Origin of the sequence: Rhizobium sp. S152 (assembly GCF_030380735.1) — a bacterium.
Classification (GTDB): domain Bacteria; phylum Pseudomonadota; class Alphaproteobacteria; order Rhizobiales; family Rhizobiaceae; genus Rhizobium.
Window position 1 is genome coordinate 16,226 of record NZ_JAUDRZ010000002.1, and the last position, 21,718, is coordinate 37,943.

The 21,718-nt window shown below is 56.0% G+C and carries 16 protein-coding genes and 2 tRNA genes; 13 read left to right on the top strand and 5 right to left on the bottom strand.

Annotated features, from left to right (window positions below):
- Positions 1–51: 51 nt before the first annotated feature.
- A complete protein-coding gene (locus QTL95_RS01560; protein ID WP_289718210.1) occupies positions 52–240 on the bottom strand; it encodes a hypothetical protein in 189 nt (62 codons plus the stop codon).
- 142 nt (positions 241–382) lie between these two features.
- Here QTL95_RS01560 and QTL95_RS01565 point away from each other — a divergent pair, with 142 nt between their 5' ends.
- The 3 genes from QTL95_RS01565 to QTL95_RS01575 all read left to right on the top strand — a co-directional run bounded on the left by QTL95_RS01565 (position 383) and on the right by QTL95_RS01575 (position 5,564).
- Positions 383–667, top strand: coding sequence for a hypothetical protein (locus QTL95_RS01565; protein ID WP_289718211.1), 285 nt, complete (start codon positions 383–385; stop codon positions 665–667).
- Positions 668–761: 94 nt separating this feature from the next.
- A tRNA-Ile gene (locus tag QTL95_RS01570) sits at positions 762–838 on the top strand.
- 385 nt (positions 839–1,223) lie between these two features.
- Positions 1,224–5,564, top strand: a complete 4,341-nt coding sequence (locus tag QTL95_RS01575; RefSeq protein ID WP_289718212.1) for an NACHT domain-containing protein — start codon at positions 1,224–1,226, stop codon at positions 5,562–5,564.
- Positions 5,565–6,046: 482 nt separating this feature from the next.
- Here the strand turns inward: QTL95_RS01575 and QTL95_RS01585 are convergent, their stop codons facing one another.
- Both QTL95_RS01585 and QTL95_RS01590 read right to left on the bottom strand, forming a co-directional pair.
- Positions 6,047–6,262 carry a hypothetical protein gene (locus QTL95_RS01585; protein WP_289718213.1) on the bottom strand — a complete coding sequence of 72 codons (216 nt, stop codon included), beginning with the start codon at positions 6,260–6,262 and terminating at the stop codon, positions 6,047–6,049.
- Positions 6,259–6,615 (bottom strand): hypothetical protein, encoded by a 357-nt coding sequence (locus QTL95_RS01590; RefSeq protein WP_289718214.1) that lies wholly within the window; start codon positions 6,613–6,615, stop codon positions 6,259–6,261. The genes QTL95_RS01585 and QTL95_RS01590 overlap by 4 nt, the downstream gene beginning before the upstream one ends.
- 323 nt (positions 6,616–6,938) lie before the next feature.
- Between QTL95_RS01590 and QTL95_RS01595 the strand changes: the two genes are divergently transcribed.
- From QTL95_RS01595 to QTL95_RS01615, 5 genes are all read left to right on the top strand, one after another.
- Positions 6,939–8,594, top strand: coding sequence for a retron Ec67 family RNA-directed DNA polymerase/endonuclease (locus QTL95_RS01595; protein WP_289718215.1), 1,656 nt, complete (start codon positions 6,939–6,941; stop codon positions 8,592–8,594).
- Positions 8,595–8,738: 144 nt separating this feature from the next.
- A complete protein-coding gene (locus tag QTL95_RS01600) occupies positions 8,739–10,088 on the top strand; it encodes a hypothetical protein (protein WP_289718216.1) in 1,350 nt (449 codons plus the stop codon).
- A 194-nt stretch (positions 10,089–10,282) separates the two neighbouring features.
- Positions 10,283–11,605, top strand: a complete 1,323-nt coding sequence (locus tag QTL95_RS01605; protein WP_289718217.1) for a DUF4365 domain-containing protein — start codon at positions 10,283–10,285, stop codon at positions 11,603–11,605.
- Positions 11,589–13,085, top strand: a complete 1,497-nt coding sequence (locus QTL95_RS01610) for an argonaute/piwi family protein (protein ID WP_289718218.1) — start codon at positions 11,589–11,591, stop codon at positions 13,083–13,085. Before QTL95_RS01605 ends, QTL95_RS01610 begins: the two co-directional genes overlap by 17 nt.
- A 169-nt stretch (positions 13,086–13,254) precedes the next feature.
- On the top strand, positions 13,255–13,833 hold the full coding sequence (locus QTL95_RS01615) for a hypothetical protein (RefSeq protein WP_289718219.1): 579 nt from the start codon (positions 13,255–13,257) through the stop codon (positions 13,831–13,833).
- A 62-nt stretch (positions 13,834–13,895) separates the two neighbouring features.
- Here the strand turns inward: QTL95_RS01615 and QTL95_RS01620 are convergent, their stop codons facing one another.
- Complete coding sequence (locus QTL95_RS01620; RefSeq protein WP_289718220.1) at positions 13,896–16,244, bottom strand: NACHT domain-containing protein; 2,349 nt, start codon at positions 16,242–16,244, stop codon at positions 13,896–13,898.
- 173 nt (positions 16,245–16,417) lie between these two features.
- Here QTL95_RS01620 and QTL95_RS01625 point away from each other — a divergent pair, with 173 nt between their 5' ends.
- On the top strand, positions 16,418–16,759 hold the full coding sequence (locus QTL95_RS01625) for a hypothetical protein (RefSeq protein WP_289718221.1): 342 nt from the start codon (positions 16,418–16,420) through the stop codon (positions 16,757–16,759).
- Positions 16,760–16,942: 183 nt separating this feature from the next.
- On the opposite strand, the gene QTL95_RS01630 is transcribed toward QTL95_RS01625, so the two are convergent.
- Positions 16,943–17,016: transfer RNA gene (locus QTL95_RS01630), tRNA-His, on the bottom strand.
- A 369-nt stretch (positions 17,017–17,385) separates the two neighbouring features.
- On the opposite strand from QTL95_RS01630, the gene QTL95_RS01635 reads away from it, so the two are divergent.
- From QTL95_RS01635 to QTL95_RS01650, 4 genes are all read left to right on the top strand, one after another.
- Positions 17,386–18,108: a FadR/GntR family transcriptional regulator gene (locus QTL95_RS01635; protein WP_289718222.1), complete on the top strand. Its 723-nt coding sequence runs from the start codon at positions 17,386–17,388 to the stop codon at positions 18,106–18,108.
- Positions 18,105–19,268 carry a PLP-dependent transferase gene (locus QTL95_RS01640; RefSeq protein WP_289718223.1) on the top strand — a complete coding sequence of 388 codons (1,164 nt, stop codon included), beginning with the start codon at positions 18,105–18,107 and terminating at the stop codon, positions 19,266–19,268. The genes QTL95_RS01635 and QTL95_RS01640 overlap by 4 nt, the downstream gene beginning before the upstream one ends.
- Before the next feature lie 43 nt (positions 19,269–19,311).
- Positions 19,312–20,571, top strand: coding sequence for an ABC transporter substrate-binding protein (locus tag QTL95_RS01645; RefSeq protein WP_037180036.1), 1,260 nt, complete (start codon positions 19,312–19,314; stop codon positions 20,569–20,571).
- Positions 20,572–20,778: 207 nt separating this feature from the next.
- Positions 20,779–21,714, top strand: a complete 936-nt coding sequence (locus QTL95_RS01650) for a carbohydrate ABC transporter permease (protein WP_289718224.1) — start codon at positions 20,779–20,781, stop codon at positions 21,712–21,714.
- Positions 21,715–21,718: the final 4 nt, after the last annotated feature.

Sequence of the window (21,718 nt, forward strand, 5' to 3'; positions counted from 1 at the left end):
GCTGCATGCGTGCCGCGGAAGCGAGCAGGCAGCCGCTCGGTCGCGAATTTCTTATCGATGGTCGCGCGGGACACGACTGTTCGTTACCAACTCTTGGAGCGTGGCGAACTGACCGAAGAGCTTTAGCAGGTCACGGCGCTGTTTATCATCCAGGCGGTAGCGGTCGGCGAAATCTTCGACGCGGAGAACTCTACGAAGCCTGTCGGTCTTGGTGAAGTCGTTCTGGAAATGCGTGCTCATGTAGCCCCTCGAAATTGCGCGAGAGAAATGTCCATCATCGGGTTTGGTTCCAAGGCGTGGGACGAAATTTGCCGGGCCAAGACGCGGCGTACGCATGCGTACAAAATTTTGCCGAGCAAACAACAAGCCCCAGGTAGTCGGCATGTCCAAAGAAGATATCCAGGAAGCAGCACGACGAAAGTCCATGACGGACCAAAAGCGGCGCGAGAAGTTTCAGGCGATCCTCAGGGTGGCGGTTGCGATGATTGAGACTGAAGTCGAAGCTCGCCGCATAAAGACAGAACGCTTACGCGCTGCAAGGACGGCCGCAGCTCGGGACAAGGGGGGCTATAGCTTGTTCGAGGACGGACACACTATTCTCGCTAACAAACCGCCGACCACGAGCGGCCCTGTATCGATCGGGAACTGCGACCGGTTACAACACTGAGGTTTAGACCTTGGATCATCCCCACGAAACTCAGACCGCACCACACGGTCTTCGCCTTGCGAATCTGTATGCACCGTCATATCTATTGAAACGCGGGCCTGTAGCTCAATTGGTCAGAGCCGTCGGCTCATAACCGATTGGTTGCAGGTTCAAGTCCTGCCGGGCCCACCAAGCGACTGCCTCATTATGGTAGGCATTGCGTTAGCTTAGCCGTCAATCAAGATCGCCGATGCTCGCTGCGCGAGGGTCTCCCCGGCCGATCATCCGCATGAATGGGCGAACCAAACGCCCTCTGTCCCAATCGACATGCGTTTATGTAGTGCCCCTTCAGTGGACAAACCGGCACGCTCGAGCAATGCCTGCCGATACGGCTTGCCAGACCTTGCTCGATACCGAAGACCCTCAGGCTGTTTTGGAAGGGCGACACTCTAGAAAAAAACGCGAGAGCGTATTAGACGGAGACCGCCTACCGATCGGTTAGGTATCTCGCTTGCCAACTGCATGTGACAAGCAACATCGAGACGATGCTGTTGTGGTTGCTGCAAGCGGTCAGCTAATGCCAGATAAGAGCTTGTTCGGTATGCCAAAAAGCAATTTGAAGTCCGCGCTCCAAACTATCTACACCCGGCTCAGTGCACTCGGTGACTCAGGCCCGGAGGGTTTCGAAGGCTTATTGCGGGACGTGTTGGCAGACCTAACCAAAACTCCGTTTCATGTGGCGAAATCCGGGCCACAGGCCGGATCAGATGTTCGAAACGAACCTTCGAACGGCTTTCGGGTGGGGTTGGAGGCCAAAAAATACGCGACAAATACCCCCCTTCCATTAGACGCTTTAAAGGCCAAGATATTCGACGCCAGCCTGCAGTCCAACATGGTCGATCTTTGGATTTTGGCTGCTAGCCGGGAGATCACGATCACCAATAGGGAAGCCTTGCATGAAGCAGGCGAGTCAGTCGGCATCAAGGTTATCGTTCTTGATTGGCCAAAGAAGGCAAATAAGCTCCCTGACCTAGCAGTCGTTCTCGCGGCCTCCAAGGCCATGACTTTGAGTCATATGCCAGGGGCGGATCTCGACCAAGCGTTGGATGTCGTATCGGCTGATATCCGATTCAGCTACCGTAGAGTGGGCTTAATCGAAGAGTTCACGACTGCTGACGTAGGGTTTGCCGCAGCCTCCGTGGCCACCGCGAGCTGGATGGATGCGGCTCAGTCAACCAAGGCAAACGCACAGTCGAGGTTGCGTGGTCATAACGATCTAAAGGGCAGTGATAGCCTCGTAGTTGGACGAACTGAAATTAGCGGTCGGTTAGATGACTGGTGGGAAGACAAGGCTGGGACCGCCGCGCTCCTTGGAGATGAGGGCGTGGGAAAAACGTGGTCGGCACTTTCGTGGTGGAACTCCAGGGATTGGGGCGGTAAGCGGCCGTTGACCATCTATGTATCGTCCCGTGACGTGAACGAGAACAATCTGGAGCCGTTGGTTTGTCAGGCGATAGCCAAGCAGACGGGCGTAAAAGACACTGCGTTCTGGGAAAAGCGACTAAAACTCTGGAAAAGTGAGGGATCTCAAGAACGCCGCATCCTGATTATCCTCGATGGTCTCAACGAAAACTTCTTTAAATCCAATTGGCGTGACACTATCCAACCACTATTCGAAACCAGTCTTGGAGCATTTTTTTCTGTTGTTCTAACGTGCTGGCCCTCTCGATGGGCTGAACTGAACCAGCTCAAGCCATTGGAGCCAGCGCCGCGCGAAATCGTGGTGCAAGGTTTTAGCGATAAAGAACTTGATAGCTTCTTGGCGGGGGCGACGCCTGCACGTAACCGCGATGAGTTTTCCCCCGACGTCCTGAAGCTAATGCGGATTCCGCGGTTGTCGCAGCTCGCACTACGATGCTCCAAGGAAATGAAGGATATCGGAGACGTGACCGCCGAGCGAATCGCGTACGAAGACTGGAAGCACAGAGTTGACAGGGGAACGTTGACGACCCCGTGGTCTGATTTTGAGTTTCAGAACTTCATCGCTGAGATTGGCAGCGAGCTGAAAGAGCAACTGGATACGCTTTCAATTTCCCAAAAGGAGCTGATGGAACGGCTTGGGCGCGATAGCGGCGCGGCTGCGGAAAGCCTTCGCGATACCGTAGCCGCACTAGTGGCTGGCCGATGGTTTGAAAACACGGATAAACCCAATCGGTTTCGAGTGAACAAGTCGCTCGCGCCGTTCATGCTGGGGCTTGCTCTATCATCCCAGCTTCGGGCCTTGGACACGAAGGAAGCTGCGGAACTCAAGATTGCCGACTTCATGGACCCATTTAAGGGGCAGTCACTAGCGGCCGCGATTTTGAGATCCGCGACAACCGTGGCGCTCGTAAGTCCGACCGTTTCAAGAAGCTCGCGAAGAGCGTTGGCCGAGAGGTGGCTGCAGGAGCAAAACTTTGGTCGTGCGGATTTCGACGCATGGTGGAAGATCTTAGGCAACGATCCCGAGCTGTTTTGTGACTTGGCTGAGGCGTGGTGGTTAAAGCCTGGATCTGGAGGTCTCATTAGTGACGAAGTGCTCATCAAGGGATTCGCAAATGCGAGCGACTTCGACCACGTCAGAAAATCGCTCCAGAAGAGACTAGAGACCTGGCTGGGATGGGTCTGGCGCGACCCCGATGAGGGCGCATTTCTCGGGCGTGTCGATCATAACAGTGAACGCTCCCGAGCCAACCAAGAGCGGGTTCAGTCAAACTTAACGGGCTGGTTACAGAGAGGCGATCGGGATCAATGGCCCGAAATCGTGATGAAAGACGACGGACACGTCAGTTGGCTGAGTCATCGGGCTGTTGGTGTCCTTTCGTACCTACCGCTCGCCACTTCAATCAACGCTATCGTGGCCTGGGCGATAAGCCGCGCCGTGATGGGACAAGATCGCCACTTTGATGAAATCGCGTGGGTGCTGAGGCTCAATAATCGGAGTTATCCCGAGGGGCGAAAAGCGATCTGGTCGCAGATGACGCGCCTCCTGGAGACCGGCTCACCGCTTGGAAGACAAGCGGCCGTGTGGCTCTTAGATGCCATTGGCGATATTGAAGCGGCTCGGCGTGCAGGGGAAATCCGCGCCGCCGACACCACATTGGCGCACGCCAACGAAATGATAATCGAGCCGCCGCATCTTTTCGCGAGCCCCTTGGACGCGCCCCCATTGCAGGCCAAGCAGATGCTCGAGAGCGCGATAGACAAAGGGATTGCTTTCCACTCGTTGCCGCCGATCCAGGCCCTTTTCGGTCAAGGACGCAGCGTCGAGATCAAACCAGCGCTGCAAGAAATTTTCAATCTCGCTGCATCTGGGTCGAAGCAGGAAGCAAATTTCGCTATGGAGCGTGTCCAGGAAATCGCCCTAATGCTTACTCCACACGAATGTGAGGAACTAGCAAATCGTTTTGACAGCAGTGCGGCAGATCCAGGAGACAGCACCTTTGAAATCGACATGGCGATCCTTAAGATTGCCGGTCGATCCGCTTTAGAGCAGTACAGCTACATCGCCTCGTTGAAATTTCCGTTCAGCCACCTGCACGCTTTGACACCGTTTCTCGTTGAAGCAACGGAAGATGAGACCGAACTGATCGGACGCGCACTGCCCGCTGAAGCTACGCCAGAGGAATTATCGGCCATCCTCAGCTGGATTGAAGCGGGCGATTGGTACCAAGCTGTTCGGAATTGGTCATTCCTCGCGAAGTCGTTGCACCATCCAAACGACGAGTACCGGCAAAAGGTCTTCACGGCAGTCCTGCACAGTGAGAACGAAGAAGCGGCAATAGCGCTTGCGCTCTCCGACTGGAGCGCGACTGCAACGCACCACCGCGTGGTTCGAGCAATTGGGTCGGCAATTCTACTCCGAGCTTACCGTTTGAATGGTGATAGCTCAATTCTGTCCAGGGTCGACCCCGAGGCTTGGGGCTATCTGCTAGGGAATGGTGATACCAGCGATGAAACCTTGGATCACTTTCTTTTCTTCACGAAAGATCAGCTAGCGAAGGTTTTGGCCACTGGTTCGAAGAGCTATCCGCAACGCACATTCCACCTCGACCGAGCATCTAGTTTGCTCGTTCAGCACCGAACGGACGAGGTAATCGTACTTGTTTCCGATTGGTTGAATGCTCACCAACGCGTGATCGGCACCGAGCTGCACGAAGAATTCCCTCTCTATACCCTTTGCAAGGCCATGCTTACCACCGGGCTGCCGGAAGGTCTCGATTTGTGGGCTCGCGTTTCCGAAATTCAAGACAATGGAATCGCAAAAATCGCCGACGTCCCGTTCCTTCCCCTGTGGCTCCCGGTGGGACAGCTAAGCGCGACAATGATTGAAGACTTCACCTTAAAGCTGGTCAACGATTATGACCTCCGGATTTTTATGAAGAATGGCATCAAGCGGGGCCATAACGGCATCCTCGCGCAAACGATCAGAGACGATCTGGCAAGCCCGAACGCCTCCTCTAACGCAAGGGGTTGGAGGCTTCTCGGTTATAGTCATCCAGACCCGGTCTTCGACAGCATATGGAATGATTATGCGCCACCAGAGGTAGGTTGGTTGAAGGAGGTGGCAAGAATATCCCGCCGGGAGTACGATCTCGCGGCATATTCGTTCGCCAGGTTTCGCGAGGCGCTGACGCTTTTCTCGCCGAGCGAGATAGACGGTGCCTTCCACGCTATGATGGACTACTTCGATTACCGCCATTCGGTATGGTTCGAACGGATGTCCGCGACTACAGAACCGCGAAATACCAAATTTGATGTGTTTATGAGTGTTTATCATGATGCGCTCGACACCAAGCTGAAAAAGCACAAGACAGATTCGTCCGACAAGCTTTTCGGGCAAAAAATCATGAAGAATACTCTCTGGCCGTGGGCTTAGGTTCCGCTAGATGGCGCCATTTCTTCAAGGAGATACGCCAAATAGCTTTGAACTGTGCGTCATGACCTAAATTTTGAGTCCTTTGGCGTTGCCCCTTCAATGGTCCCGATCCGATATCCGCTTACGGAGTGCAGTTCCCAGTTTGTTCGGTCGCTGCCTTGGAGGTTTGGCTTCTCTCTATCTCTTTGACCGTCCAGCCGCCCTTGGGCCTCTTCCACCCCTTGCTGGCCGCACGGAAATCAGCCTCGCTTGCTGCCTTCCTTTTCGCTTCTATTAGGCCGGTCGCGTAGACTGTGATGCGGAAGCGGCCAACGGTGAATACATAGCGGTCCAAATTTGCCTGTCTTCCCGTGGCGAACCCATGTCGGAACGATATTTGCGCGACCGCAGCGTCCGCTCGATCCCGAAACGATTGAGGCTGGCTATCCCACCATTTTCGAAACGCGATGTCCGGTCGCTTCATGGCGGGAGATTTTACCCGATCAAGCACCGCTGTCCTGCCTTTCATATTGCGGCGTCCATCCGCGTGTCATCCCACGGCTCAATGCGCATTCTGCAAGGGCGAGCTGCAGGCGCAGGTGTTTGATATCTGCCAAGAGTGTCGCGACGGTCGCTTTGGGATCGTCGTCGTGAAAGGCGAGGGCGGCCTCTACTTCGTACTCCAGGTCCTGCAACTCCTTTAGAGAAGGCGCCCTCATTCGCCTCGCTCCTGGAGAACCCGATGGAAGGCTTCTATCGAGTCTTCACTCGGTCCCGACAATTGAAACGCAAGAGGACGAGTCATCTGGTGATCAGTGTTTCCATGATCGAAATACCCCCACGCAGACCCGGTTGAGGGGTCAAAGGCGACGTCAAAATTTCCTCGTGGGCTCGCCGTCGCTGCGTCGAAAACTTGGCAGGACTGGATGAGCAATTGCGCTCGATTGGCTCGCATCAACAGCACGGCCATCAGTAGCGGGTGGATCTCCGCAAGGCTCGATGCCGATGGAGTGGTCCAGTAAATGTCCTGCGGTTTTCGAGGACGAGCGAAATCCTTCGGCGCACTGGTCATGGCCTACTCCACTTCAAATGAAACAGTACGTTCCTATTTTGTTCTTTTTCGACTGGGAGTCAAGATTGGCCGCGGCTCATTGTTAATGGCGCTACATGAGCAAGGCCAGATAGTATTCGCGGTACCCAACTTCGGGATGGTTGAAATCCAGCTTGCGAATCTCGCGTTAGATCTCTACCCAGATAGATGATCCGCAGGCAGATTTTTCCGCCATGTATTGTGGCGGCTATAAAGAGCGTTGAGTGGGATTTCCTCTACGCGCCTTATCCTTACGGTTCGATAAACCGTGTTCCGACGAAAGAGTGCTTGCGGATCGCCAATCAATGACAGCAGAGATCTATAAGTTTGGACTGAAAGACCTGAAGGCCTGCGTCGATCTCTCCGATGTCGCTTTTCTTCTTGAAGTCGAGCCGAAATTTCTTTCAAAGCAAATCTATAAGACCGATCCAGCAGTTAAATATCACTCGTTCGAGCTTCCCAAGAAGGACGGCTCAAGCCGCCCGATAAGCGCCCCAAACAAGAATCTCAAGTTTATTCAGTCTCGCCTAAGCCGACTTCTCTACCAGTGCTATTTTGACATTCATGGGAAACCCGAATTTCCGGGGCGCGTGATCTCGCACGGTTTTCAGAAACAGCGTGACCTCTCGATCTACACAAATGCTTTGCGCCATATGGGAAAGCGACATGTGTTCAACGTGGATATCGAAGACTTTTTCCCAAGCTTTAACTTCGGCAGGGTCCGTGGATATTTCATAAAGAACGACCGCTTTGCTCTAAACCCCACGGTTGCGACAGTATTGGCTCAAACGGCGTGCCACGCCAATGTTCTGCCGCAGGGCGCTCCGACCTCGCCCATTGTTTCGGAGCTTCTAAGTCAGATCCTCGACCACCGACTCCAAGCGGTGGCGCGAAAGTACCGCTGCACTTACTCGCGATATGCTGACGACATAACGTTCTCAACCAATCTGCCAGAGTTTCCGCCTCAGGTCGGATCACAGGAGGCCGGAGTTTGGACGGCGGGCGCGTCCATTGAAAAAGCCGTAGTATCCAGCGGCTTGAAGTTGAACGCGACCAAGACCCGTATGCAGTCCGGACAGCAACGACAGGCGACTACGGGCCTCACGGTGAACCGAAAGGTCAACGTTGGGCGGCACTATTATAAAGGCGTGCGCTTCTGCGCTCATGCGATGATGACTACCGGGAAAGCAGAGGCTCCCGGATATTTAAAGGTCGACGAAAAGCAACTCAACTCTCATCAGATTTGGGGTATGCTATGCCACCTTCACGACATCAAGGGACGTGAGCACAACCACGCACCTATCCGGCATTTCAGCAGCAGTCGTCCGGCGCCGCATTATCTGAAACTGATGAGGGACTTCTTCCATTTCCATCGAATACATACCAGCCCAAAGCCGCTGATCATATGCGAGGGGAAGACCGACTACATCTACCTAAAGGAAGCCATCCGTTGGAACATTGGTGATCCGATGGTGGCTCCGCTTCTAGATGTCGTTCCACACACTAAGAAATCCAAGGGCGATCACTGGAACGTCGACTTCGTCCGGCACAGCGACATGGCCGGTGATTTACTGGAACTTGCAGGCGGAGGAGGGGACCTTAGAAAGTTCGCCGAATACCATCTTGCAAGGGTCGCCAAGCTTTTCAACGCTGACGCCGCGAAACCAGTCATCATTATCGTAGACAACGATAGTGGAAGCGAGGAATGTGGAGTTGGATCAAGACCGCAACGGGGTCCACCACAAAAATTGATGGATCCAAGCCGTATTACCACGTCGCGCAAAACCTCTACGTCGTACCGATACCAAGTGGCGGCCAGGCTGACTTTTATATTGAGAAGCTATTTCCCGACAATTGGCTCAAGGAAAAGCTTGGCACCAAGAGCCTCAAGCTTAAGCAGAAGAAGAGTGAGAAGCTCGGACCCAATGAGTATGGCAAAGGGGAATTTGCGACGAAAATAATCCGAGCGAACCGGGGCAAGGTCGATTGCTCGGGTTTTGTACCGCTGCTTCATACACTTTTCGAGATTATCCAAAAGTAGTCCAGTGACGCAATCTCGTCATTTTGCTCAGATCGCGTGTTGATTGCGAGTTTGGAGAGACCTTTTGTCGGGCTTGTTCGATACCTATGCCAAAATAGTCTTCATCGACACAATGGTTGTTCTCGAAGGCAAACCGATATCCCAGCTGCCATGGCACGAGATAGATCCGGCAGGCCCAATCCTTGTCATGGTGGTGCCACAAGTCCAGACCGAGATCGACAAGCGCAAGCGTGATGGCCGGTTGGCTGATCGGTCCCGAGCGTTTAGTCGGTTGATTGGTCCTTCGGTAGAGCTGCAACAGACCGTGCGGATCAGCGACAAGAGGGTGGTGGTCGACCTAATGCTGGCATCGTGTGCGCGGGTCGACTACGACGTCCTGGACCTCGACCGGGAGGAGGGCGACCACAAGGTGGTTGGCCAGATCATCAATGCAAAAGGCGTCGATCTGAAACGCTCAATATTGATCAGCCACGATATCAATCCCGTATCCCTCGCCATCCAGCACGGCATTGCTGCCAAGCGTCTTCCGGAGCATTGGTTGCTGCCGCCGGAACCCAGCCCCAAGGAGAGGGAGAACCTTCGGCTCAAGGCCGAGCTGTCTGAGTTGAAAAAGAGCGAACCCGAGATCACGGTGGAGATCACTGTCGATTTACCGGACGGCTTCACTCCCCTACGCATACTTGATCCCGACGACCGCGATAAGAGCAATCTGACTCAGGCAGTCGAAAAGAGGTATTTTGCAAAGCTGCAAAAGCGCGGAACAGAGCAGTTCATGAATCAGCCGCGTTGGGTTCCGCCGGATAGATGGCGCGAGGACAAGGTGCCGAAATATGTTTCGAACCTTCCCAGACACCTCCAGTCGTTATTCAATCAGGTCAGCTTTACGGTGGCAGTCAACAATGTCGGCCCTGTTACCGCGAGCAACCTCGTCGTAGAAATCAGTGTAGAGGGCGGGCGGTTCGACACGTCCTTTCACTATGGAAGGCTGTTCCCACCGAGTCCTCCACAGGCGAACGTCTTAGCCGCTGCGCTTGGGCGTCAGCCCGCATTTCCTCAGATGCCGCGGGTGCCTGGTGACCACGAAGTGCACTGGGGCGTGCCTCCTCGAAGGGGAAACCACGGGGAGCTTCACTGCCGTGAGTTTCGTCAAGGCCGCAGCTGGGTCGGAGAAGGGTTCGCTGAAATCAGCAGTGATTCAGGGGGGACGTTGAGCATCGTCGTCAGGGTGACAGCATCTAACCTACACGGCGATGTCCGTGGATGCTGGACCAGGGAACTGGTTCTGAGGGAGGCAGTGCTAGCTGACGTCTTCGACATCGATAGTTTGCATCTTGTGAGCAAATACCCGCTACAAAAGCGGGTCGATGAATCCACCAGCGATAGTAACCGCAGATGGATCTCGCTTGACGACTGAATGGCACCAAGAGAATTTTCATCCGTCGGCGGGAGTCGTTTCTGGATTGAAAATCCGAAAAACTTCCGAAAAATGCCATGACGGTTTCTTCTCCTGTGGGATAACTGGCTAAACAGCGATTATCGCTATGGTTTTCCTGTCGAGTTCCTCCTATGTTCTGGATCGGATAGGTCGCGAATTCTGCAGGGAGAACCGTGAAAAAGCTGCATCCAAACCAGCTATTGGGCGAGGAAGGTCTTCACCTCTTCGCCAGTCGTGTCTTGAATGCGGGCATCGCTTTCCATCCAACAGGCCCACTCGACGCTGGCGTGGACGGTTTCCTGGAGCTGCGTGATCGCGAAACTGGCGAGGTGAGAGCGCAGTATATCGCTGCCCAGCTCAAAACCACTGATCATCTTGCGGAGGACAGCGGCGAATCCTTCGTTTTCCGGCCGGAACAACGTGATCTCGATTATTGGCAGAACGCCAACGTTCCCGTCATTTTAGTCGTCATCCATCGCAAGAGCGGCCTGGTCTTCTGGAAGTCGATCCAAACCTATCTGCAGGTTCCCGAGAACAAGCTTTCGCGCAAGGTTATTTTCAACCGTCAGTCAGATGCGCTGACAGAGGAGACCGTGCCACGCTTCGCCGCTCTTGTTAGCGACTTCGCCCGTCCGGGAATGGTCGTGCCATCTGTTAGATCGGCTGAACATCTCGAGACAAATCTGCTTCGTGCAAGCTTCCCCTTCCGCATAAATTTGGCAGCGACCGAACTAAACATGGCGGAGGTCCGCAAGGCTCTGTTGCTCCGGGACGAATTCCCGCCGAACGACTGGATCATCCACGATGGTCACATCGTATCTTTCCGAGATCTGGAAGACCCGCTTTTCGAGAAAGCTTGTGATCATGGCAATGTGGACGTCATCGAGACCGAGGAGTGGTTCAATTCCGGCGGAGAGATAACACGGCGGCTATTCGTCCAGCTTCTCAATCGCTGCCTTGGCGAACGCACCCGTGAGCGGTTGGTCTATGACCGATTTAAGAAGTATTTCTTTTTCAAGGGAAAACTGAAAAAGCGCGATCGGGTCATTTACACATTCTTGGACAGACAAGGCGCTGGAAAGCGATCAGTTGTCACCGAGCATGGGAAGCGGCTGGACGGAAGCGGACCTGCTTATGTTCGTCACGCTGCCTTTTATCCGAATTTCATGGAGATCGACGGCGATTGGTATCTCTCTGTTGATCCTACCTATCACTTCACCAGAGATGGTTTTCTCGAGGACAACTATGCGGCGGAGCACCTGACCAAGATCAAAATGATCGAGACAAACTCCAACGTTCGTGGCCACCTGCGCTTATGGAGAGCCCTTCTGACAGAGCAGGGCGACATGCTGAAGTACGAATATCCTTATCTCAGCTTTGAGGTGGTCGATCCGCTAGCCCATGAATTTGGCGTGCCGGATGAGCTTTGGGGCAACCGCGAAGACTCGGAGACGATCAAGGCTAGGAAGGCAGGGCAGGTTGAGTTCGATCTTTAATCTGAAACACTACGGCGAGCCGCTCCTGGAGTTCGGCGGCGAGGGGCGTCATCTGGACGTCCGGTTTGGCCTTATCGATCACGGGCCTGTCGATTTCAGCCTAGACAGAACGAAGTCACTCAAGATCGGCGTAGTCGGCAGTTCTCGCACGGTGGACGGCCTGAGGGAGTGGTTCAGGCAATGTGAGAGTGAGATCGCGGCAAAGCCTAGTCGCCAACCCAATTTATTCCCGGCATTTCCTGGCATTGGTATCGGCGGGCCATTCCGCTGCTGGTTCGAGATCGACGATCAACATCAGCGTATTCTTTCCACATCCGGTATCAGTGAGGTCGTCCGGGAACTTGCGGATCAAGAATCGATCAAGAAGGCGGTAGCGCTCTTCCTGGAGGAAATCCGTGATCTGTCGCAATTGGACCGACCGCCCCAGGTAATCATTTGCGCCTTGCCGATTGAGCTGATCGAACGCGTAAAAAACCTGCAGGTCTCAGAGGACACAGAACACGAGAGCGGCGAGGACGAGGAACCCGTTGATAACGACGAGCCCAAAAGCCGCCTTTACGCGGACTTTCGAGGGGCGCTGAAAGCCGCGTCAATGGCAATGAAGATACCGATCCAGCTTGTCTGGCCTTCAACCTATGACAACAGCGCTGTCATCAAGCGAAAGCTTGCCAAGCTGTCAAACCGGCGTGTTCAGGACGAGGCTACTCGCGCGTGGAATTTCTTCTGTGCCCTCTACTACAAGGCCGGTGGCACGCCGTGGCGAATGATCCGGGATCGAAGGGCCTACGACACGACGTATCTCGGCATCAGTTTCTTTGAAGACCTTTCGGGAAGTTCACTTCGAACCAGCTCCGCCCAGCTATTCGACGAGCGAGGCGAGGGGCTCATCTTGAAAGGCGGCACGGCGCTTGAGGACAAGCATGATCGCCATCCTTATCTGAGCACAGATGATGCCTATTCTCTTCTGAAACGATCCCTGGCCGCGTATAAGCGAGAACATCTAAACTTCCCGGCCCGGCTGGTGATCCATAAAAGTTCTCGGTTTCACGAGGATGAATTTGACGGTCTCAACACCGCGTTGGAAGAGGCGGGCGTCACGATGGCGGATTTCATCTGGATGCCCCGTCGGTCGCCAATCAAGCTGGTCCGGCAGGGCGACTACCCGCCGCTGCGGGGAACCGCGATGCGGATAGATCAGGACACATCGCTGCTGTACACGCGTGGAAGCGTCGACTTCTTCGCGACTTACCCAGGAATGTACGTCCCCAACCCTCTTATCCTGCGTTGCCAGCGTCGTGATCGAACCGAGTGGGACGCGTTGTTGCAGGAGACGTTGGCATTGACCAAGATGAACTGGAACAACACACAGTTCGACGGCGCTTTGCCGATTACGATGCGTGCCGCACGTCAGGTCGGCGAGATATTGAGGTACATCCCCGAGGGCGTCGACGCGGACCCAAGGTATCGCTTCTACATGTAGAAGTGCGCGTGGGCTTATAGTCCGGCGGCTCCATGCCCAGGGAAAGTATAGGCCCCCATGCCTTGCATGTAATCACGCTCAACAGGGCCAATTTTGGGATCGACACTTTCGGCCTTGATTAACCTCTAGCGCGATAACGTAAGCGTCTTGGGCAGCAGTGAGGGGGCCGATGACGAAAATTACGATCCGATGCCAGGCGAAAACGGAGGATGCCTTTCGCCAGATCGTTATCCTGACCGAGGAGCGAGCTGTGACATGCAGCTGTAACAATCACACCATCGGATTGTTTTGCGCTCACATCGATGCTGTCGTGCTTGCCGGTGAGCGCCACATGGTACCCACCGATGATCGCGCAAATGCGGATAAAGCAATGAGCATCATGGCGGGACACTTGGTGCCTCCCACCGGTTGGAAGGGCTCCTGGCGTTCGCAGATGGCTTGGCGGGGGTTGAGCAAGCCCCGGAATGTGATCAATCACAAGGACTTCTACGGTGATGATTACAATGATCGTCCGAGTATTTGCTTTACCGGGCAGGGGCCAATTCCCAGGCCGGAGCTATTGGAGCAAGCCCGAGAGCTGGGGTGGAGGGCGGTCGACACGGTCGTCCGAGGACTCAAGGTCTTGGTGGCGGAAGACCCGACACTGAACACCACTAAGCTACGAGACGCGCGGAAGAAGGGAATTCCGATCATCAGCTATGGAGAATACCAATTGCTGACCGCAGAGGGTGAGTTAATTGACAACTGAACCGGTGTAGTTCTTCCCTTGTAACTAGGGCAGCCGTCGTTCGCGATCTCTCCAAACGCAGCCTATTGCAACTCCTTGAGTAGCGGATCGTCGGGAACGTTCACCGTCTCTATCAGAAAATCCACACGCTTCGAGTGGGCGCGATTCGCGTGCCATACGGATTCATCGGAGTGCACCGCACCTACCACGTACACGAGTCCTTTGCGGGCCAAAGCGGTGAGGCATTGTTCGATAAGCTCACCATCAATACCTGGCATTCCCCGGAAAAACGCACTCTTCTTGCGACCAGACCCTGCTTGCCGGAAGACTTTTCGAAGGACGATTTTTAGCACCTTGAATCCGTCCGGGATCGACATCTCCAGAATATCGGAGTTCGTGCCGTCGACGATCGACCTTTCCTCGATGTCACCAGCGCCAAGCCCCATGCCTTCCAAACGCTTTGAAACCTCACCGGAGCAATGAAGCGTTTCGACGCGGCACCTTTCGAACCTTATCGAGGCGGTCAATTCCTCATCAAAGGCAAGATCGAGCGTTTCGAATATGCAATCTTGGAAATGTAGCTTACGACCCTTGAGCAAGTGGTTGCTGATTTCTAGTTCGGGAAACGCCGCGTCTCGTATCGAGATCTTCTTCAATTCCGAGCGAAGGAAAAGCTCCGGCTCCAGTGACGCGCAGGTGAGCAAATCGGCGGCGAGATTTCCTGAAGCATGGTCCTCCTTGCTCAGGCATGTTTCCAACGCGAAACTCAGCTTTGCCGCATAGTCACGTTTCTTGAGCGCGGATGCGGCAACCTGCGCCGTGAGCTGCGTGATTGAGGATCTCGTTCGCCTGAAAGCAGTCAAAAGCCGAGTGACTTCGTCAGAGCGAAGATACTTGTCGTTCCGGCTTGCGAGGGCTTCGATTGCATCAACGATCGTTCCAGCTTGGGCTGCCTCGTAAATGCTGTCATCGATGAAACTGCGTTCCTCGTTAGCGTGTCCGGTCGTCAATCCGGGGAACCGCATGAGGACCTGTTGGACCGAGAGGTCAGGCTCCATACCCATGACATCTCTGTAGGCATCTGCGACATGCAGGCTTGTAATACGGCCAGCCTCGGCGATGTTCGTCCGCGCGTGAAGTGCGATGCGCTCGAGTAGTCTGCGTATCTGGCTCGGCTCCGCGCCGCGGGCGACCTTGGTCTCGCGAGCGCAGAGCTTGTCGAGGAGGATGTCCCATCCAACTCCTGGAGACAGCGGATTGAGTAGGTCGCTGTCACTGCCGATTTTGTCCCCCAATTCGAAATAAATGTAGGACAAGAGAAGTGGTCTTTGGGGAAGCCAGTCCATGATCACCGGCTGCTGGCCATGAGGGTTGATCTTCCGGTAGAGAGCTTTAACCTCACTTTCCTTGAGATCTTGCAAGGAAACGTGCGCGAATTTAGTCGCCCCAAGGGATTGCCGCATTTCCGCGAAGTTTGGGAAGTAGCTCTGGCGGCCAGAAATCAGGATAGGGGTGTCGCGCGGGGACTGCTCAATCGCAGATCGAATAATATGCGATGAAGCATACCTGATATCGCGAGATGAAGTCGTAAGGCGGGTGAAACCAGCTCGGATGAGTTCGTCGAAACCGTCAAGGAAGAGAATACTGCAATCAGTCGTCCAAGCATGGACCAGTTTGTCACGATCTGACCTTAGCCCAACCCATTTTGCATGCCGCTCCAGGAGGTCAATGAAGTCGTCCCCATCGTCGGAATTTGCTTCGTTCAGGTTAATGTAGATAGGAAAGCGATAAAGCTCGCCGGATTCGTACTGCTCGGCGAACCTAAAAAACATTTCCCGGAACGTCATGCTCTTGCCGACGCCGAAGTCACCCGTTGCCACGAACCTGGTACGACGTTTCTGGGAGATATCGTCGACAATGCGGTCAATACTCGTCTCGCTTGTGTCCTCGATATTGCGGAACGGGACCTGGACGTAGCGTTTCCGATCAAGATGGATGCTGTCATCTTCGGGGTTGCGCACGCTTCCGAAGGGACGCTTCATCCGCTCGATAAGATAAGTGGAACTGCAGTTGAAACGATTGACGAAGGTTGGAAATGAGCATGCCTCGATCCAAGATCCGTTAGCCGAGGCGACCTGGTGTATCTCAGGGGTGGGGTCACCCTGCGTGATGAAAAATCCCGTGACCGGACGGGTGTTTAGGTCCCCGGCGATCACCCGTCGTGTATTCCTGAGCTTCAGGATGTCGTGTTCAGCTTTCTTTTTCGAGCGGTCAATCGTGCACTCGATGAGGATCAGTTGATCCTTGGCGTCAATTACGACATCCACCTCACGGCCATCTACCATCCGGTTTGTTTGAACGACCTCAGGGGGCCAGTTCCGCCTACAGAACTCCGCGACCTTGCGCTCAAATTCATTACCCGGCTGTATCACCCAATCTCTCCCCACCGAAGACAAATACGACCTATAGCTGCTTTTTAAACAGATCGGCAGGGATTTTTTAGGATGTGTTGCGCTAGACGCCAGATGGGAGAAGCCAACTGGCTCGTGCTAAACGTTCGATTTCAATTCTCCATGTCCCTGGTCGGGAACAACGAGGAATAAGCGTGAAGAAACCTAGACCGGTGAAAAGAGTATTCGAGGTCCGGATTGATGTTGCGGCTGCATCCCGCTCCGAAGCTTACACGCGGTGGCTTCACAAGATGAGCGAGATGCGTAGCTCCTCATTTGACGACGGATTGCGGAGTGGTATCGCGCTGGTGTCCTATTCGGGAAATGAAGAGCACGCGCGACAAATGGTAGTTTCTGGCCAGGATGAGGATGACATTGATCTTATCCGCGTCGTCCATATCCATTCCAAACATCCCGATTTTGATCTGTGGAGAGAGAAAATCGAGATGAGCTTCCGTGATGCAGTGACGGCTCCGCCCAAACGATGGTCCAAATAGCCTATTTGGTCTCAGCCATCACGCGCTGAGCCAACGGTTGCCAGTTCGCGCACTTTTGCTCTGCGGAGTCGACGCGACCTCTGGCGCCTTTTTGTAAATGGCCCGGTGATCCCCTAGCCTACACCCTATCCTGCTATGGAATAGCGGCATCGAGATCTCGACGCGCTTTGAGAATGAGGATGGTGGTACGACCGGGTGGTATCGAACCACCGTCCCTGATGCCACAAATCAGTGCTCTGCCATTGAGCTACAGCCGCATTCAATCAATCCGCCTGCTTCGCCGGATTCGAGGATCGTCGAAGGCTGTCGCCTTCGTGAGTAGGCGCCGCCCAGCGCCGGTCTTTGGAGAGGCAGGCGGTCTACCGATTCAGGTAGGGTTCGGAGGGGAAACAGCGCTCAAAGGGCCCCCGGTCGATTGGGTCGGCAAAGCCCCTCGGTAGGACGATCTTCCTGGGATGCACTTTTCGGGATTTCTTACGGCCAGTTTTCAGTTTTCGCCCCGGATTTTCGGGAAAAGGTTATCCACTCTACAGCTAATAGGCACTTGACGCACAACGCACGTTCATAAATGGTAAGATGTCAGACCAATTCAGCGAGTCTGGCTGCCTATAATAATCTGGGGAACCATGAAGGCACCGAACGACAACAGGCCGATGATGCGGCCGCTTCCGGCGTTGGATCGCGCCCGTCAGGTGACGGATGCGCTGGCCGATTACGTCGAGAGCGCGCGGCTGCAGGCGGGCGAGCGGTTGCCGACCGAGCGGGCGCTGATGGAGCAGCTACAGGTCGGCCGTTCGACGATCCGCGAGGCGATCAGCCATCTGCAGGCGCTTGGGGTGATCGAGACCCGCAAGGGCAGCGGCACCTATCTCCTGAAGCCGGTTTCCAAGGCCACCATCCACATGCCCCTGTCGCTCGACGCCGGTACCCTGCGCGATGCGCTGCTGCAGACGCTGGAGGTCCGTCGCGGCATCGAATGCGAGGCCGGCATGGTGGCGGCTGCCAAGCGGACAGCGCAGGATCTCGCATTAATCGAGCGGAACCTCGACGAGATGGAGCGCGTCCATATCGAGAAGGGCACCTCCGGCCCCGAGGATCTCGCCTTCCACCTGGCAATCTACGACGCCACCCATAATCCGCTGTTTCGCCAGCTTCTCGAGCAGATGCGGGAGACCTTCTGGCAGTTCTGGCAGCATCCCTTCGAGCGGCAGGATTTTGCCCGCCGCTCCTTTCCCTTTCACCGCACGCTCTTCAACGCGATTGCCGCGCGCGATCCCGAAGCGGCGCGCGAAGAGACACTGAAAATCCTCGCGGTCGTCGAGGAAGACATCAAGGAAATGTCCAAATGAGCAACGGCGCAGACCCGTTCGAACTTGCCTCCATCATCACCGCGCACGACGAGGGGAACTTCGCCGAGGCCGTGGTGCCGCCGATCTTCCAGACCTCACTGTTCACCTTCTCCGACTATGACGACATGATCGCCTCCTATCGCGGCGAGAAAGTGCGGCCGATCTATACGCGCGGCCTCAATCCGACGGTGCGCATGTTCGAGGAGATGCTGGCGAAACTCGAGGGCGCCGAGGATGCGCTAGGCTTTGCGAGCGGCATGGCGGCGATCTCGTCGGCGGTGCTCGCCTTCGTCGAGCCGGGCGACCGCATCGTTGCCGTCAAGCATGTCTATCCCGACGCCTTCCGCCTGTTCGGCACCATCCTGAAGCGGATGAAGGTCGAGGTCACCTATGTCGATGGTCGTGACGAGGAAGCGGTCGCCAAGGCGCTGCCCGGCGCCAGGCTTTTCTACATGGAAAGCCCGACGAGCTGGGTCATGGAGGCGCACGACGTCGGCGCGCTGGCAGCGCTCGCCAGGAAGCACGGCGTCGTCTCGATGATCGACAACAGCTGGGCGAGCCCGGTCTTCCAGAAGCCGATCACGCTCGGCGTCGATCTCGTCATCCACTCGGCCTCGAAATATCTCGGCGGCCACAGCGATGTCGTCGCCGGCGTCGTGGCGGGATCGAAGGAAATGGTCGCGCGGGTGAAGGCGGAATCCTATCCCTATCTCGGCGGCAAGCTGTCGCCCTTCGATGCGTGGCTGCTGATCCGCGGCATGCGGACGCTGCCGATCCGCATGAAGGCGCACGAGGCGGCCGGCATGACCATCGCCAAGCGCCTGCAGGAACTGGATGTGGTCGAAACCGTCTGCCATCCGGGCCTGGCCAACCGCCTGCCGGCGGGCCTCATGGGCACCTCCGGTCTATTCTCGTTCATATTCCGCGAAGGCGTCGATATCCGCGCCTTCGCCGATCACCTCAAGCTCTTCAAACTGGGAGTGAGCTGGGGTGGACATGAAAGCCTGATCGTACCAGGCGAGGTCGTCCTTCAGCAGAAGGCGCAACCGAATTCCGCGCATACCTTCGGGATCCATGCGCGGTCCGTACGCCTCCATGTCGGTCTCGAAGGAACCGAGGCGCTGTGGAGGGATATCGAGGAGGCGCTTGCCGTCGCTTAGTAAGGCAAGACTTAGAGGAAAAAACCTGGAAGGGGGAATGAGCATGAAAAGACTGATCACCGCAACGCTGCTGGCCACGATGATGGCGGGTACGGCGATGGCCGACACGACGCTGAAGCTCGTCGAGGTCATCACCAGCCCGGAGCGCACCGAGACCTTGAAATCGCTCGTCGGCAAGTTCGAGGCCGCCAATCCCGGCACGAAGGTCGACATCATCTCGCTGCCGTGGAACGAGGCGTTCCAGAAGTTCGCGACCATGGTCTCGGCCGGCGATACGCCCGACGTCATGGAAATGCCGGATACCTGGCTCTCCCTCTATGCCAATAACGGCATGCTCGAAAGCCTTGAGCCCTATCTCGAAAAATGGGAATACACCAAGGGTCTGACCCCGCGCGCGCTGGAGCTCGGCCGCGACGTCAAGAACACCGCCTACATGCTGCCATACGGCTTCTATCTGCGCGCGCTGTTCTACAACAAGAACCTGTTCAAGGAAGCCGGCGTTTCCGAGCCGCCGAAGACGATGGACGAATTCGTCGCCGCCTCCGAAAAGGTCTCCAAGCTTCCCGGCAAGTCCGGCTACTGCCTGCGCGGTGGACCGGGCGGCCTGAACGGCTGGGTGATGTTCGGCGCAACGATGGCCGGCTCCAACAAGTTCTTCAACGACGACGGCACCTCGACCATGAACAGCGAAGGCTGGACCAAGGGTCTCGAATGGGTGGTCGATCTCTACAAGAAGGGCCTGGCGCCGAAGGACAGCGTCAACTGGGGCTTCAACGAGACCGTCGCCGGCTTCTATTCCGGCACCTGCGCCATGCTCGACCAGGATCCGGATGCCCTGATCGCGGTTGCCCAGCGCATGAAGCCCGAGGATTTCGGCGTGACCAAGATGCCGGTCGGACCGAGCGGCAAGGGCTTTACGACGATCGGCTTCGCCGGCTGGTCGATGTTCACGACAAGCCAGAACAAGGATCTCTCCTGGAAGCTGATCGAAACGCTGGAATCGCCCGAAGGCAACATCGAGTGGAACAAGCGCACCGGCGCTCTGCCAGTTCACACCTCGGCCGAGAAGGATCCCTTCTACGCCAGCGAACAGTTCAAGGGCTGGTTCGACGAACTGGCCGACAAGAACATCGTTCCGACCGTGATGCCGACTTACCTCGAGGAATTCGCCTTCTTCAAGGATTCGCTCGCCATCAAGACGACGCAGCAGGCGCTTCTTGGCGATATCACGCCGAAGGAACTGGCTGACCAGTGGGCGGAATACCTGACCGCCGCGCAGCAGAAGTACCTCGCGAAGAAGTAAGCGGGCTAAACTGAGCAAGCAGCCCCCTCATCCGCCCTACGGGCACCTTCTCCCCGAGGGGAGAAGGGGTACCGAGACGTTGCGGCATATCTCTTCTCCCCACCGGGGAGAAGGTGCCGGCAGGTCAGGCGCAACTTATTGCACCGGGGATGAGGGGGCCGCGGGCACTGCTGGCAAACTGAACGTAACCATGAAAGCCGCACCCAGATGACCATGACCGCCGATACGCTGGACAGACGCCATGACCGCAGGTCGTGGCTGAAGCGCGTCGCCGATGCCTCGGAACCCTATCTCTACAGCGCCCCATCGCTCGTGCTTATCATCGCCGTGATGCTGGTGCCGCTGGTGATCGGCGTGTCCTATGCGTTCCGCGATATCCAGTTGCTAAACCCTTTTTCTGGCGGCTTCATCGGGCTGGATCATTTCCGGGCGCTGGCCAAGGACGCCGCGTTCTATGGCGCGCTGAAGAACACCTTGCTGTGGACCGGCGCGTCCGTCGCGCTGCAGTTCATCTTCGGCCTCATCCTGGCGCTCCTTCTCGACAAGCCCTTCTGGGGACGAGGGCTCGTGCAGGCGCTGGTCTTCCTACCCTGGGCGGTGCCGTCCTTCCTCGCCGGCCTCAACTGGGCATGGCTCTTCAATCCCGTCATCGGCCCCATCCCGCACTGGCTTTATGCGTTGGGGCTGATGAGCGAGCCGGGCAATATCCTCTCCGATCCGCATTATGCGATGTGGGGACCGATCATCGCCAACGTCTGGTGGGGCATTCCCTTCTTCGCCATCACGCTGCTCGCCGCCCTGCAGGCGATCCCACGCGATCTCTACGAGGCCGCGTCGATCGACGGCGCCGGCTGGTTCCAGCGCTTCCGCTCGATCACGCTGCCGTTCCTGGCGCCGACGATCGCGATTACCGTGCTGTTGCGCACCGTCTGGGTGTCGAACTTCGCCGATCTCATCGTCGTCATGACCGGTGGCGGACCGGCGGATCGCACGCAGATCGTCGCCAGCTACATCTTCACCCAGGCCTTCAAGCGGCTGGATTTCGGCTATGCCTCGGCGATCGCGCTGGTGCTGCTCGTGCTGCTGCTTGCCTATTCGATGCTGATCATCCTGCTGCGGCAGAGCCTGCTGAACAAGGATTGAGGCC